This window comes from Streptomyces sp. NPDC034670 (assembly GCF_055574875.1).
Map to the genome: position 1 here is coordinate 73084 of NZ_JBVITR010000009.1, position 13144 is coordinate 86227.

General features: G+C 74.1%; 11 protein-coding genes and 1 tRNA gene. 5 read left to right on the forward strand and 7 right to left on the reverse strand.

Annotated elements, in window-relative coordinates; translation table 11 throughout:
- Positions 1–139: 139 nt before the first annotated feature.
- Positions 140–211, reverse strand: a tRNA-Val gene (locus ACZ56B_RS09385).
- 200 nt (positions 212–411) lie between these two features.
- On the opposite strand from ACZ56B_RS09385, the gene ACZ56B_RS09390 reads away from it, so the two are divergent.
- From ACZ56B_RS09390 to ACZ56B_RS09405, 4 genes are all read left to right on the forward strand, one after another.
- A complete protein-coding gene (locus ACZ56B_RS09390) occupies positions 412–1212 on the forward strand; it encodes a DUF4097 family beta strand repeat-containing protein (RefSeq protein ID WP_468787969.1) in 801 nt (266 codons plus the stop codon).
- 74 nt (positions 1213–1286) lie between these two features.
- Positions 1287–2723 (forward strand): hypothetical protein, encoded by a 1437-nt coding sequence (locus ACZ56B_RS09395; RefSeq protein WP_468787971.1) that lies wholly within the window; start codon positions 1287–1289, stop codon positions 2721–2723.
- Between the two features lie 69 nt (positions 2724–2792).
- The gene (locus tag ACZ56B_RS09400) at positions 2793–3014 is read left to right on the forward strand and encodes an FmdB family zinc ribbon protein (RefSeq protein ID WP_142195600.1); all 222 of its coding nucleotides are present in this window, start codon (positions 2793–2795) and stop codon (positions 3012–3014) included.
- Positions 3015–3612: 598 nt separating this feature from the next.
- Positions 3613–4491, forward strand: a complete 879-nt coding sequence (locus ACZ56B_RS09405; protein WP_468787973.1) for a DedA family protein — start codon at positions 3613–3615, stop codon at positions 4489–4491.
- 13 nt (positions 4492–4504) lie between these two features.
- On the opposite strand, the gene ACZ56B_RS09410 is transcribed toward ACZ56B_RS09405, so the two are convergent.
- From ACZ56B_RS09410 to ACZ56B_RS09420, 3 genes are all read right to left on the reverse strand, one after another.
- A complete protein-coding gene (locus ACZ56B_RS09410) occupies positions 4505–5317 on the reverse strand; it encodes an HAD family hydrolase (RefSeq protein ID WP_468787975.1) in 813 nt (270 codons plus the stop codon).
- Positions 5317–7878, reverse strand: a complete 2562-nt coding sequence (locus ACZ56B_RS09415; RefSeq protein ID WP_468787977.1) for a phosphoribosyltransferase — start codon at positions 7876–7878, stop codon at positions 5317–5319. The genes ACZ56B_RS09410 and ACZ56B_RS09415 overlap by 1 nt, the downstream gene beginning before the upstream one ends.
- A gap of 85 nt (positions 7879–7963) precedes the next feature.
- Entirely contained in the window at positions 7964–9130 is a 1167-nt protein-coding gene (locus ACZ56B_RS09420) for an HpcH/HpaI aldolase/citrate lyase family protein (RefSeq protein ID WP_468787979.1), read from the reverse strand.
- A 174-nt stretch (positions 9131–9304) separates the two neighbouring features.
- Between ACZ56B_RS09420 and ACZ56B_RS09425 the strand changes: the two genes are divergently transcribed.
- Entirely contained in the window at positions 9305–10249 is a 945-nt protein-coding gene (locus ACZ56B_RS09425) for a TerD family protein (RefSeq protein ID WP_468787981.1), read from the forward strand.
- Positions 10250–10346: 97 nt separating this feature from the next.
- Here the strand turns inward: ACZ56B_RS09425 and ACZ56B_RS09430 are convergent, their stop codons facing one another.
- The 3 genes from ACZ56B_RS09430 to ACZ56B_RS09440 form a co-directional block, all read right to left on the reverse strand.
- Complete coding sequence (locus ACZ56B_RS09430; RefSeq protein WP_468787983.1) at positions 10347–11084, reverse strand: TerD family protein; 738 nt, start codon at positions 11082–11084, stop codon at positions 10347–10349.
- A 146-nt stretch (positions 11085–11230) separates the two neighbouring features.
- Positions 11231–12370: a DUF475 domain-containing protein gene (locus ACZ56B_RS09435; protein WP_468787985.1), complete on the reverse strand. Its 1140-nt coding sequence runs from the start codon at positions 12368–12370 to the stop codon at positions 11231–11233.
- Between the two features lie 50 nt (positions 12371–12420).
- Positions 12421–12996: a TerD family protein gene (locus ACZ56B_RS09440; RefSeq protein ID WP_468787987.1), complete on the reverse strand. Its 576-nt coding sequence runs from the start codon at positions 12994–12996 to the stop codon at positions 12421–12423.
- Positions 12997–13144 lie beyond the last annotated feature (148 nt).

Sequence of the window (13144 nt, forward strand, 5' to 3'; positions counted from 1 at the left end):
CCTCAGGCCGGGGGGGGGGGTTCCCTTGGGGAGACGGGGTGCGTGGGGGGGAAAGGGAGGGAGGGCGGGGGAGGCGCCCCGGCGGGGTGTCCGGGGCCCCTCACCCGTCAAGGGGGCCGGCGTCCGCCGGCGTCCGCGGTGGGCGCGGACGGTTTCGAACCGCCGACATCCTGCTTGTAAGGCAGGCGCTCTACCCCTGAGCTACGCACCCGAGGCCCGGGCCGTGCGCCCAGGTCGAGTGGACAGACTACATGGCCCCGGGCACGGTCCGGAAAACCCCGGCCGGGGGTTGTCCCCACCCCCGATCCGGTGGCGGTCCGGATCCCCCGCCGGACCGCCGGTCCGTACGGTCGAGGAGCGCCGGGGAGCACCCGGGAGCGCCACCGTCCGTCCAGCCAGGGGGAGACCGTCATGACCCGCACGACCCGTACGTCCCGCACCGCCGGCACCCGCCGCACCGCCCGCGCCCTCGCCCTCGCCGCCACGGCCGTGGTGCTCGTCGCCGGCCTGAGCGCCTGCGGGGCGTCGGCCGCGGACGACACCGACCCCGACCACCGGTCCTTCGACCTGCCCGGCGACACCCTCACCATCGACTCCGACGAGTCCGCCCTCGAGATCGTCGCCGCGGACGGGCACCCGCCGGGCGAGGTCCGGGTCACCCGGTGGTTCCGGGGCACGGTCGCCGTCGGCAGGGACCCGGAGGTCACCTGGTCCATGGACGGCGACCGGCTGGTGCTGCGCGTGCGGTGCTCCGGCATCGTCGCCGACTGCTCCGCCAGGCACCGCGTCCGGGTGCCCCGCGGCGTCGCCGTCGAGGTCGAGGAGAAGGACGGCAGCGTGCGGGCACGCGGTTTCCGCGACGCGCTGAGCATCCGCACGACGGACGGCTCGATCCGCGTCACCGACTCCACGGGCCCCCTCGAACTGCGCACCGGTGACGGGTCGGTGCGCGCGGAGGTCGCCTCCCGCACGGTGCGCGCCCGCACCGGCGACGGCTCGGTCCGCCTCCGGCTCGAGGCCGTGCCCGACCTGGTGGAGTCCCGCAGCGGCGACGGTTCCCTGACCATCGACCTGCCCCGCGCCGCCTACCGGGTGGACACCGGGACCGGTGACGGCGCCGAGGAGGTGTCCGTGCCCCGCGACGACTCCAGCCCCCACGTGGTGACCGCCCGCACCGGCGACGGCAGGCTCACCGTCCGCACGGTGAACTGACCGGCCCGTGTGTTCGTCCTTCACCAGTGGGAGAATGACACCGGGCCGGGCGAACGACAGTACGGGAGAGGGATGTGACGGCGATACCAGTGCAGCCGTACTCGCCGTCGACACCGCGTGTGCCCCGCACACGCCGCCTCCTTCCGCCTCCTTCGGAGCCACGCTCCCGCCGCGGCCGGGGGACGTCCGCTCCGCTCCGGGACGCGCTCACCCTCGTGGGACTGCCGCTGGTCGCCGCGCTGGCACTGCCCGCCGCGTTCACCGGCGGGGGCACCCGGCGCTGGTTCGGCGGGCGGGCCGAGAACCAGCGGGCCGAGGCCCAGGCCGCCAAGGACGCGGCGGCGGCCGCCTTCTACGAACTCGACACCGCCCAGCGCGACCTGCGGATCTCCATCGAGACGATCACCGCCGTCGACGACTCGCCCGCCGCCCGCCGCGCCGTCGACGGTTTCGAGGCGCTCAGCCGGCGCATCGACGAGGCCAGCCACCGCTACATCGGCGCCGTCGACGCCCACGACCTCGACCGCGACGACCTGGAGGCCTCGGCCGCCTCCCGGGCCCGCACCGAGCTGACCGCCGCCAAGGACGAACTCGGGCGGGTCAAGCAGGAACTGGACCGCTTCGCCGACGGGCTGGGCCCCCTCCTGGACAAGGCCGAGACCCGGCTGGCCCGGCTCGCACCCGCCGTCGAACGCGCCCGGCAGGCGCTGCTCGCCGCCTCGAACGCCCTCGACACCGCGCGCGGGTCGGGGCTGCGGGCCGACGACCTCGCCGCCCGGCTCGCCGCCCTCTCCCCGGAACTGACCAGGCTGAACCAGGGCGCCGGGCAGCACGGCGTACCGCAGACCCTGGAACGGGCCGAACGCGTCACCCGCGAGGCCGAGGCCGTCCGCGCCGAGGCGGAGCGGCTGCCGGAGCGGGCCGCCGAGACCGACCGCCGGCTGGTCTCCCTGCGCACCCGCGCCCAGGCCCTCACCACCCGCTCGGAGCAGGTCGAGCCGGTGCTCAGCGAACTGCGCCGCCGCTTCACCGTCGCCTGCTGGCAGGACCTGCAGCACGTCCCCGAGGTGGCCGCGGAGAACCTGCGGCAGGCCGAGGCCCGGCTCACCGAGGCCAGGACCGCCCGCGAGGAGCAGCGGTGGGCGGACGCGACCGCCCTGCTGTCGACCGTGCGGGCGCTGCTGAACACGACCGACGAGGCCGTGTCCGCCGCCGGTGACCGGCTGCGCCGGCTGAACGCGGTGCAGAAGGATCCGGAGCAGGAGATCGAACGCACCCGCTTCGCCCTCCGCGACGCCCAGCGCCTGGCCATGGCCGGACGCCACACCCCCGACCCGCGCCACGCCCGCCCCCTGGACGACGCCGTGGCCCGTCTGGAGCGGGCCGTCGCGGGCCTGGAGGGCCGTCACCCCGACTACTGGCACTTCCTGACGGAGACGGAGGCGATCCGCACGACGGTGAGCCGCGTGGTCGCCCTCATCCGGGAGGAGCGGGGCGCCGGGCTCCCCTGACGCCCGCGCCCGGGGACGGCCGTCTCGCACCCCGGGCGCCGCACGCCGCACGCCGGTTAACCTGTGCCCATGCCACGCTACGAGTACCGCTGCCGGACCTGCGGCGACACCTTCGAACTGAGCCGTCCCATGGCCGAGTCCTCCGCCCCCGCGGCCTGCCCGGCGGGCCACGACGACACGGTGAAGCTCCTCTCCACGGTCGCGGTGGCCGGCACCGGCTCCGCCCCGGCCCCGGCCCCCCGCGCGGGCGGCGGGGGCGGCGGCTGCTGCGGCGGGGGCTGCTGCGGCTGACGTCCGGGCCCGCCCGCCGACGGGTCGGCTCCCCAGGCAGCGCAGCACCGCCGGCACCCTGCGGGAGCAGCCCTCGCCCCCTCCCGCCGGCCCGAGCTTGTCGAAGACCGCGTCGGTGCGCTTCTCCACCGCGCTCCGCGCCATGCGCGGCCGCCATGCGACGGCCGCGTCGGTGTGCCCCTGCGCCATCTCGGCCAGGACCGCGTGCTCCCGCTCGGTGAGGCGGGCGAGCGGGCCGGTGCGGGTCGTGCGGCCGAGCGGTTGCCGCACGGCCTCCGGGTCGAAGGCGGCGCGACGGCCGTCCGGGCCGGCGCCGCATGCTTCACCCCGTCGGTGACCGCCTCGCAGACGACGAAGCAGGCGACGAGCAGGAGGAACAGGCCGGCCAGGACGGTGCGGGGCAGCTCGACGACGGCCGCGGCGGTCCCCGTGACGAGCCCCACCGCGCACCGCACCCCGCGCCGCGCCACGTCTCGCGTGATCGCGAGGCTGGGCCGGGCTGACTGCGGAGAACCGCAGTCAGCCCTGCGGTGGACCGCGGGGCACCGCGCGGTCTTCCTCAGGGTCTCTTCAGCTCCGGTCACCTAGCGTGGTCCGCATGACAGCCATCGCAGCGCACACGGTCACCGCGGACGTCCTCCCGCCGGAGGCGGTCACCGCCGCGACATCGCTCGCGTCCGCGGGCGGGGACGCCGGGCCGCAGTGGGTCAACGACCTCATGGACGCGCTGGGCGCGCCGGGGGCGGGGCTCGCCATCGCGCTGGAGAACCTTTTCCCGCCGATACCGAGCGAGGTGATCCTGCCGCTGGCGGGGTTCGCCGCGAGCAGCGGGCGGATGGGCCTGCTCGCCGTGCTGCTGTGGACGACGGCGGGGTCGGTGATCGGCGCGCTCGCGCTGTACGGGGTGGGGGCGCTGCTCGGCCGGGACCGGACGCTGGCGATCGCGGGGCGCCTGCCGCTGGTGAAGGTCGCGGACATCGAGCGGACGGAGGCCTGGTTCCTGCGGCACGGGACCAAGGCGGTGTTCTTCGGCCGGATGATCCCGCTCTTCCGCAGTCTCATCTCGGTGCCGGCCGGCGTGGAGCGCATGCGGCTGCCGGTGTTCCTCGGTCTGACCGCGCTGGGCAGCGCGATCTGGAACACCGTGTTCGTGCTGGCGGGCTACGTCCTGGGGGACAACTGGGAGCAGGTCACGTCCGTCGTCTCGGCGTACTCGAAGGTGGTCCTCGGGATCGCCGTGCTGGCGGTGCTGGCGTTCGTCGTCGTGCGGCTGCTGCGTCCGGGGGCCGGCCGCCGGAGGCGGACCGGGCGGGCGGACGCGGACGGCACCCGGCCGTCGGACTCCGCCGACGGCGACGGAGACGGAGACGGAGACGGTGGCGGCGACGTCTCCGACACCCTCGCCCTCCGCCACGGCGCCCCCGGCGGCTCCGACCACTACGGATCCACCGACCACTACGGATCCGCCGGCCGGTAGGGGTCCGCGGGCGTCACCGGTGCGAGCGCACCGTCCGCAGGAACTCGCGCAGGATCCGCTCGCCGGCCAGGACGCCGCGCTCGGGCAGCGCCGTGACCGTCGGGGCCGTCCAGTCGGCGTCGGCCAGTTCGCCGTGACCGGGGCGCCACCCCCGGTCCGCGGCCAGGAGCAGGTCGGCGTCCAGGAGGGAGTCGCCGGCGGCGAGGGTGAGGCCGGCGCCGGTGCGGCGGGCGACCTCGGCCACGGCCGCGCTCTTGGTGAGGGGCCCCGGCACGGCGTAGATCTTGCGGCCCTGCAGGGACACCGTCCAGCCGCGGTTCTCCGCCCACTCCCCGAGTTCCTTCACCCACTCCTCGGGCAGCAGTTCCCGCTCGACCACGAGGTAGGCGAAGAGGTCCTCGGCCACCCGGTGCTTGCGCACCCAGACCGGGTCGGCGGTCCGCAGCAGGTGCTCCTGCACCTCGGACAGCGGGGCGCACTCGTCGGCCAGGCGGGCGCGCACCCGCGCGTGCCAGTCCCGGTCGGACACCCCGTCGACCAGCAGGTGGCCGCCGTTGGCGCAGATCGCGTAGGCCGGGGCGGGGCCGGGGAGGCTGATGCGCCGGTACTGCTCGCGGGTGCGGGTCGTCGTGGGGACGAAGACGGCCGCGTCGCCGAGGCCGGTCAGGAGCCCGGCCGCCGTCTCCGTCAGGTAGGACAGGGGCCTGCCCTCGTAGACCTCCACGCACAGCAGCCGGGGGGCCCGGGAGTCCGGGCCGGTCAGAGCGAGGGCGGCGGCGGAGTAGATGAGCGTGCGGTCGAGGTCGCTGGCGACGAGGACGGGCATCAGCGCGTCACCGCCCTGCCGTCGGCGCCGGTCGCGCCCCGGGTGAACCGGGGGTGGATCAGTCCGACGCAGGTGTAGGGGAGGCCGGCGACCTCCTCGACGGGGACGCCCCGCTGCTCGGCGAGCAGGCGCACGTGGTCGAGGTCGCGTCCGGCCCCGGCCCGCGCCAGCACCTTCCAGGGCACCCGGCGCAGCAGCACCCGGGTGGTCTCGCCGACGCCGGGCTTGACGAGGTTCACGTCGTGGATGCCGTACTCCTCGCTGATGCGCTCCACCGCGGCCCACCCCGCCCAGGTGGGGGTGCGGTCGGTGGCGAGCAGTTCCCCGGCCCGGGCGCAGGCCGCGTCGGCGACCTCCGGGAAGCGGGCGGAGACGGCGTCCAGGAAGGCCACCGAGACGTCCGCGTCGGCGAGTTCGCGGTAGAACTTGGCGCCGTGGAAGTCGTGCGGACCGACCAGGTCGGCGCGGAGCACGGTGCGCGAGACCAGTCCGGAGACCGTGGAGTTGAGGCAGGCGGAGGGGATCAGGTAGTCCTCGCGGGTGCCGTAGGTCCGTACGCAGGAGCCCGGGTCGGCCAGGACCGCGATCTCCGGGTCGAAGCCGGTGATGCCCTCGTCCTTCTCGAACCGGGCGACGGCCTGGGCGAGTTCGCGGGTGATGGCGCCCTTGCCGGTCCAGCCGTCGACGAAGACGACGTCCCGGGGGTCGTGGTGGGCGGCCAGCCAGCGCAGCGCGTTGGCGTCGATGCCCCGGCCGCGGACGATGGAGACGGCGTAGTGGGGCAGGTCGAGGCCGTGCCGGTACCGGGCCCAGCGGCGCATCAGGATGCCGACGGGGGTGCCCGCGCGGGCCAGGGAGACGAGCACCGGAGGGGAGGGCCGCTCGGTGAGCACCGTCTCGGTGACCACGCCCACCGCGTGGGCGAGGCGGGCCGCCGAGGCCTCCAGGGCCGCGTGGAACAGCTCCTGGTACTGCCCGCTCGGCTGGTACTCCACGGGCAGCGACTCCGCGTAGTGGGCGCCGCCGCTCTGGACGGCCTCCTCGCGCTCCTCGGTCGGTGCCTCCAGCGCCACGTCCGAGAGGTCCTGGAGCAGCCAGCCGACCTCCTCGGGCGGGTACGAGGAGAAGGCGGGGCCTCTGAGGGGCTCGGGCAGCATGGTGGCGGGCCTTTCGGGGGCGTACGGGGCGTCCGGTGCCTTCGCGGGTGCGGGGACGTACGACGGCACGACCGCGAGGAGGACCCGGGGGGTGTGGGCGGCGAGCCGGTCGAGCAGGCCGCCGGGCGCGTGCAGCGCGGGGGTGTCGGCGGCCGAGTCGACCACGGCGACGACGGTGTCGAAGCCCGCGCCGGCGACGTTGTAGGCGTAGCGCTCGCCGGGGCCGTCGGCGGGGTCGTCGTGGGCGGGGAAGACCAGCCGGGTGCGTATCGCGTAGCCGGGGTCGTCCACGGCGAGGACGGGCGAGCGGGTGGTGGTGGAGAAGCGCACCTCGGCGCCGGTCGTCCGTTCCAGCTCGCGGGCGAGGCGGAGCGGCGCGTACATCAGTTCCTCGAAGCCGAGGACGAGCACCCGGCGGGCGCCCGCCGGGAGCGCCTGCGCGAGGCGGGCGGTCATGCCGGGGAGCGCGCCCTCCAGGCGGGCGCGGTGCGCGGGGGTGAACCCGTGGCGTCCGCCGTCGGGGAGGCCGGGGGGCCAGCGCAGGTCCACGCGCGTGGCGCGCGCGGGCCCGTCGGCCGGGCGCGGGCCGCCCGGGGCCGGCCCCGGCGATTCCGCGGGCGTCCGCCGCCCCTCGGGGGCGCCCCCGTGCCGCGCCACCAGTTCCCGCCCCTTGTCCAGGACGTCCTCCGGCAGCCGGACCGTGCCCGAGGCGGTCGCCACCAGGTCGACGCGGGCGCCGATCCCGCGGGCGAAGTCCTCGAGGCGGCCGGCGTCGGCGGGCGAGCGCATGTCGACCAGGGCGACCACGACGTAGCGGCGCCGCGGGTGGCGGGCGTGCAGGTCGCGGATGGTGTTCAGCACCGTGTTCCCGGTGGAGAACTCGTCGTCGACCAGGACCAGCGGGCCGCTTCCGGCCAGCAGCTCCGGGTCCTGGGGGAGCAGCAGGTGGGAGGTCGCGTGGGAGTGGGACTCCTCGAAGCCGCCGGCGGTGGCGACCCCGGGGACCGGGCGGCGGGTGGAGTGCAGGTAGGGCGCGAGGGCCAGGCCGTCGGCGACCGAGTGGCCGAGGCCGGTGGCGGTCTCCGCGTAGCCGAGGACGACCGCCCGGCCCGCCTCCTCGTCGCCCAGCAGCTCGCGCACCCGGCGGCCGAGCGCGAAGCCGTGGCCGTAGACGACGGACGGCGACTGGGGGACGTGCTTGCCGAGGACGTGGGACACCAGCAGGTGCGCCCGCTTCGGGTTGCGGCGCAGCGCCAGCCCCAGCAGCTCGGTGAGCCGCTCGTCGCCGGCCAGCTCGACGCCGAGCCGCTCGGCGACCCAGCTCCCGGACCACACGGCGCCGCCGGTCCGCGCCCGGCCGTCGCGCGCCGTGCGCCGTTCCCCCTCGTTCACTGCGTTCTCCATGGATTCCCTGCGGTCGGTCCGGCCGGCGTGGTCGCCGCGGCCGGTCGGTTCGGTGCGGCCCCCGGGGCCGGCGCGGTGCGCGCGGTCACTGCTCCAGGCACGCCGCGAGCAGTTCCACGAAGCCGATGTCCTCGTTCGCCACGCCGAAGACCTCGGCGCGCAGCAGGACCCGCTCGGCCCAGGCCCGGTGCGGCTTCACCTCGTTCATCTTGTTGGTGTAGGCCGACCGCAGTACACCCCCGCCGCCGCGTTCCGGCCGCAGGATGTCCCGGGCGTCGCTGAACTCCTCGTGGCTGACGACGGACAGCGCGTGCACCGGCGGCACGTGCGAGGGGTGGATGCAGGTCTTGCCCAGCAGGCCGTTGGCCTGGTCGAGGGAGATCTCGCGCAGCAGGCCGTCCATGGCGTGCTCGATCAGCGTCTGGCGCAGCGCCGCGGCCTGCACCTCCAGGAAGGGGCTCTGCCGCAGCTGCGGCTTGAACATGCGCTCCTGGACCCGGAAGTACTCCCAGACCGGCCCGGTCACGGTGAACCCGGTGCCGTCGGCCCGGCCCAGCATGTTCACCACGTCGGCGATCACGGAGGCGACGACCTGGACGTCGTACGCCGTCATGTCGGGGCCCCTGCGCAGCCCGTAGGAGGAGCAGAAGTCGGTCACGCCCAGCCGCAGCGCCAGGACCCGGTCGCGGTACTTGTCGACCGCGCGGTAGATGCCCTCCAGGGTCGCCACGCGCGACTCGCGGTAGAGCAGTTCGGGCGACTCCAGCACCGGCATGGCGAAGAGCCGGTGACCGCTGTCGGCCTCGGCGGAGGCCACCGCCTCCAGGAAGGGCAGGCCGCGCTCCGCGATGAACTTCGGCAGGACGAATCCGGACAGCAGCCGGACGGCGGGCCCGAGGCGGCGGACGAGGTCGGGGATCTGCTCGGGGAAGCGGACCCGGACGAACAGCAGCGGCAGGTCCGCTCCGGGCCGGCCGGCCAGGTCCGTGATCTGGCGCACGAGGTTCTCCTCGGCGGCGCTCACGTCCGCGTCGGCGACGGAGTCCTCCAGGCAGAGCACCATCGAGACCACACCGCGTCCGCCCTGCTTGACGACGTCGTCGGCGAGCCGGGGCCGGGTCGCGGGGCTGTAGAGGGTGGCGCCGAGGGCCGCGGAGAGCAGCCGGGCCGGGGAGTCCCGCGTGAACGTGCCCGGCTCCCGGTAGAAGAGACGTTTCCGCACCGCAGGGGCGATGTGCCCGAAATGACGCATTGAACTCCCCCGTGGCTTCTGGGCGGTCTGTCGAATACAAGCAAGGTGGCCGGTAATAGTACGTAGGGATCGGTGTCGGAGGTTCCCTCCGGTCGTGAACAGCAGGTAACCCCACCATGTCGTCCCAAGCCCCCCGCATTGTCGTGACCAGGACGGAGAAGGCAGGATGGCCGCATGACGCACGCCATGCTGAAGGGGTCGAACGTCCCTGTGGAAGCCACCACGGTACGCGCCGTGCTGCGCTGGTCGCCCGGGCAGGGGGTGCCGGACGTCGACGCCTCCGCGCTGCTCCTCGGCCCCGACGACCGCGTGCGCTCCGACGAGGACTTCGTCTTCTACAACCAGCCCCGGCACCCCTCCGGGACGGTGTGGCGGCTCGGCAAGAAGCGTGCCGCCGAGGGCCTGACCGACACGATCCAGACGGATCTCGCCGGTGTCGAGTCCGGCGTGGGCCGGATCCTCCTGGTCGCGTCGGCGGACGGCGTCGCGTTCGACCGCGTACGGGACCTGCGCATCCTGCTGTACGACGCGCAGGCGTCCGACGGGGACGCGCTGGCCCACTTCGACATCAAGCCGGAGACGGGCCGGGAGACCGCGCTGATCTGCGGTGAGCTGTACCGGCGGGGGGACGGCTGGAAGTTCCGGGCCCTCGGCGAGGGCTACTCGAACGGGCTGGAGGGCCTGGCGACCGACTTCGGCATCTCGGTGGACGAGTCGGAGGCCGCGCAGGAGACCGGGGCCGACGACACCGTCCAGCGGGCGCCCGCGACGGCGCAGACACCGGTCCGGACTCCGGAGGGACCCGGGCCGGAGGCGCCGACCCAGGCGCACGCCCCGGTCGTGCCGCCGGTCCCCGAGGTGTCCCGGCCGCTGCCGCCCGAGCAGCCGGCGGGGGTGCCCGCGCAGCCCGCGTACGGCTATCCGCCGCAGCGGCCCGCGGCGGCCCGGCCGGCCTACGGCTACCCGCACCCGGCCGGCCGGCCCGCCTACGGCTACCCGCAGGCACCGGCCGCCGCCACGGCGGCGCCGGCCGGCCCCGGCTTCCCGCCGCCGGCCCCCGCCGCTCCGGACCCCGACTTCCGGCTCCCGCCCCAGGGCCCGCAGTTCATCGGGCGCTAGGGCCTTTCGTTCGGATCGGGCCGGACCCCGCTCCCCGATCCGGCCCGAGCCACACGAAAGGCCCTGAGGGCCGCCCCGGCGGGGGGCCGGGGCGGCCTCACCGCCCGGCCTTGCTCTTGTAGCCCCTGCCCCACTGCAGCCCCCACCCGTACAACCGGTCCAGCTCCGCCTGGAACCCGTACACGAACCGCACCTCGCGGCGGACGACGATCTCGTTCTTGACGTTCTCGAGCATCACCACCGCGCAGGAGCGGGCCTGCGGCTGGCGTTCGTCGAGGCCGATCTCGATCCGCGGGCCGCTGCTGGGGTAGAGCGTGACCATGGCCTGGGTGCGGTCGAACGCGGGCGTCTGGTCGTAGATGTAGACGAAGACCAGCAGGCGCTTGATGTTCTCGCGGTGGTCCAGGTTGACGTACATGGTCTCGCCCGAGCCCGAGCCGAACCGGTCGTCGCCGCTGAGCTTGACGTACGGCGGCGCGTTGACCTCGCCGAGGAGGCCGCCGAGGGGCTGGACGACGCCCTTGGTGCCGTCCTGGAGTTCGTACAGGCAGCCGAGGTCGAGGTCGACGTCGACCATGCTCTGGCTGTGCCCGACGACCTCCGGCGGCTTGAGCGCCCTGAGGGGGTGGCGCAGCAGGCTCTCGCGCTGCGCTCCGCCCAGGTCGGAGGTGCGCATCCGCCAGCTCAGGTTGATCCGCAGGTGGCCGGTGGCCGCGCCCTGCTTGGTCAGGGACACCTGCGGCTGCCGCTTGGTCAGTTCGATGGTGTTGGTGGCCGCGTTGCCCGAGTCGAAGGCGTTCCCGCGCCCGCGCCACAGTCCGTCCAGGAAACCCATGTCCCGCCCCATGTCCAGTCGTCGAACCCCGCACACCCCCGCTTCCGGCCGCCGGGACCCGCCGGTCCCGGACGGCCGACGGGGCGGCCCCGAGGAGTGGTCCTCGGTGGCCGCCCCGCCCAGAGCGTTCCTCACCCGGGGGGCTGTCACACCCCGGAGGAGACCTCGGTCTTCGTGGCCGCTTCCCCCTCGGCCGCCGCGAGCCGCTTGTTGCGGCGCACGGAGGACCAGAAGGAGGCGCCGATCAGGAAGACGCCGATGAAGCCGGTGATGAGCTCGTTGACCTCGTACCGGATGGTGATGAGCAGGAGCGCGGCGAGCGCGCCGATGGCGTAGTGGGCGCCGTGCTCGAGGTAGACGTAGTCGTCCAGGGTGCCCTGGCGGACCAGGTAGACGGTCAGCGACCGGACGTACATGGCGCCGATGCCGAGGCCCAGCGCCATCAGGACGATGTCGTTGGTGATGGCGAAGGCGCCGATCACGCCGTCGAAGGAGAAGGACGCGTCCAGCACCTCGAGGTAGAGGAACATGAAGAACGCGGCCTTGCCGGCCAGGGCGACCGCCGAACGGGGCTTTCCTTCCCGTGCGGCCTTCTCCTCCTCCTCGTGCTCGCGTTCCTCCTCCTCTTCGAGCTTGCCCTCGAAGAACCCGGACAGACCGCCCACCACCAGATAGGTGATCAGACCGGCGATGCCGGAGATCAGGACCGTCTGGGCCTTGTCGACGTGGGTACCGCCGTGCTGGTGGGCGTGGGTGGCGAAGGCCGTCGCGGAGATCAGCAGGACGATCAGCGCGATGCAGACCGACAGCATGTCGACCTTGCCGAGCTTGGCCAGCGGCCGCTCCAGCCAGGCCAGCCACTTGTGCTCCCGCTCCTCGAAGACGAAGTCGAGGAAGATCATCAGCAGGAACATGCCGCCGAACGCGGCGATCGCCGGGTGGGCGTCGGTGACGAGTTCCTGGTAGCGGTCCTTGTCGCTGAGCGCGAGATCGACCGCCTCGATCGGCCCCAGCTGGGCGCTGACGGCGACGATGACGACGGGGAAGACCAGCCGCATGCCGAAGACGGCGATCAGAATGCCGATGGTGAGGAAGATCTTCTGCCAGAAGGCATTCATCTTCTTCAGGATGCCGGCGTTGACCACCGCGTTGTCGAAGGACAGCGAGATTTCGAGGATGGAAAGGATCGCCACGATCCCGAAGGCGGTCCACCCCCCGAAAAGGAACGCTGCGACCAGCCCGAGCGCGGTGACCGCGAACGACCAGCCGAAGGTTTTCAGAACCACTGGCTACCCCATGGTGTGTGTACGGGTCTCCCCCGCCGCCGTGATCGGCTTTACGAAACGTTGACTCCGAAGTCTAGAGCGATGCCGCGCAGGCCCGACGCGTACCCCTGTCCCACCGCACGGAACTTCCACTCGCCCTGATAGCGGTAGAGCTCGCCGAAGATCATCGCGGTTTCGGTGGAGGCGTCCTCGCTGAGGTCGTAACGGGCGAGTTCCTGGCCGTCCGCCTGGTTGACCACGCGGATGAAGGCATTGCTGACCTGACCGAAGGTCTGGCCGCGTTCGTCGGCCAGGTGGATGGAGACCGGAAAGACGATCTTGTCGCACCGGGCCGGCACCTTGGAGAGGTCGACCAGGAGCGACTCGTCGTCGCCGTCGCCCTCGCCGGTGAGGTTGTCACCGGTGTGCTCCACCGAGCCGTCCGGGCTCTTGAGCTGGTTGTAGAAGACGAACCACTCGTCTCCGATGACCCGGCCGTCGCTGCACATCAGCGCGCTGGCGTCGAGGTCGAAGGGGGCTCCGGTGGTGGAGCGCGCGTCCCAGCCGAGCCCGACCATCACCTGCCTGAGGTCCGGTGCGGCTTTGGACAGGGAGACGTTGCCCCCCTTGGCGAGCGTGACGCCCATGATGCTGGTCCCTCCCCGGGTGGTGTTTCTCAGGTGGTCCTGCGCGTCCGGCGCCGCACGCGAACCGTGCGGCGCCGGACGGTGCGGGCCGTGCGGGGCGGGGGGGGGGGGGGGGGGGGGGGGGGGGGGGGGGGGGGGGGGGGGGGGG

Coding starts and splice junctions, on each gene's coding strand:
- ACZ56B_RS09430 (WP_468787983.1), bottom strand. CDS start 11,084: ATGGGTTTCCTGGACGGACTGTGGCGCGGGCGCGGGAACGCCTTCGAC.
- ACZ56B_RS09415 (WP_468787977.1), bottom strand. CDS start 7,878: ATGGAGAACGCAGTGAACGAGGGGGAACGGCGCACGGCGCGCGACGGC.
- ACZ56B_RS09405 (WP_468787973.1), top strand. CDS start 3,613: ATGACAGCCATCGCAGCGCACACGGTCACCGCGGACGTCCTCCCGCCG.
- ACZ56B_RS09400 (WP_142195600.1), top strand. CDS start 2,793: ATGCCACGCTACGAGTACCGCTGCCGGACCTGCGGCGACACCTTCGAA.
- ACZ56B_RS09440 (WP_468787987.1), bottom strand. CDS start 12,996: ATGGGCGTCACGCTCGCCAAGGGGGGCAACGTCTCCCTGTCCAAAGCC.
- ACZ56B_RS09410 (WP_468787975.1), bottom strand. CDS start 5,317: ATGCCCGTCCTCGTCGCCAGCGACCTCGACCGCACGCTCATCTACTCC.
- ACZ56B_RS09390 (WP_468787969.1), top strand. CDS start 412: ATGACCCGCACGACCCGTACGTCCCGCACCGCCGGCACCCGCCGCACC.
- ACZ56B_RS09425 (WP_468787981.1), top strand. CDS start 9,305: ATGACGCACGCCATGCTGAAGGGGTCGAACGTCCCTGTGGAAGCCACC.
- ACZ56B_RS09420 (WP_468787979.1), bottom strand. CDS start 9,130: ATGCGTCATTTCGGGCACATCGCCCCTGCGGTGCGGAAACGTCTCTTC.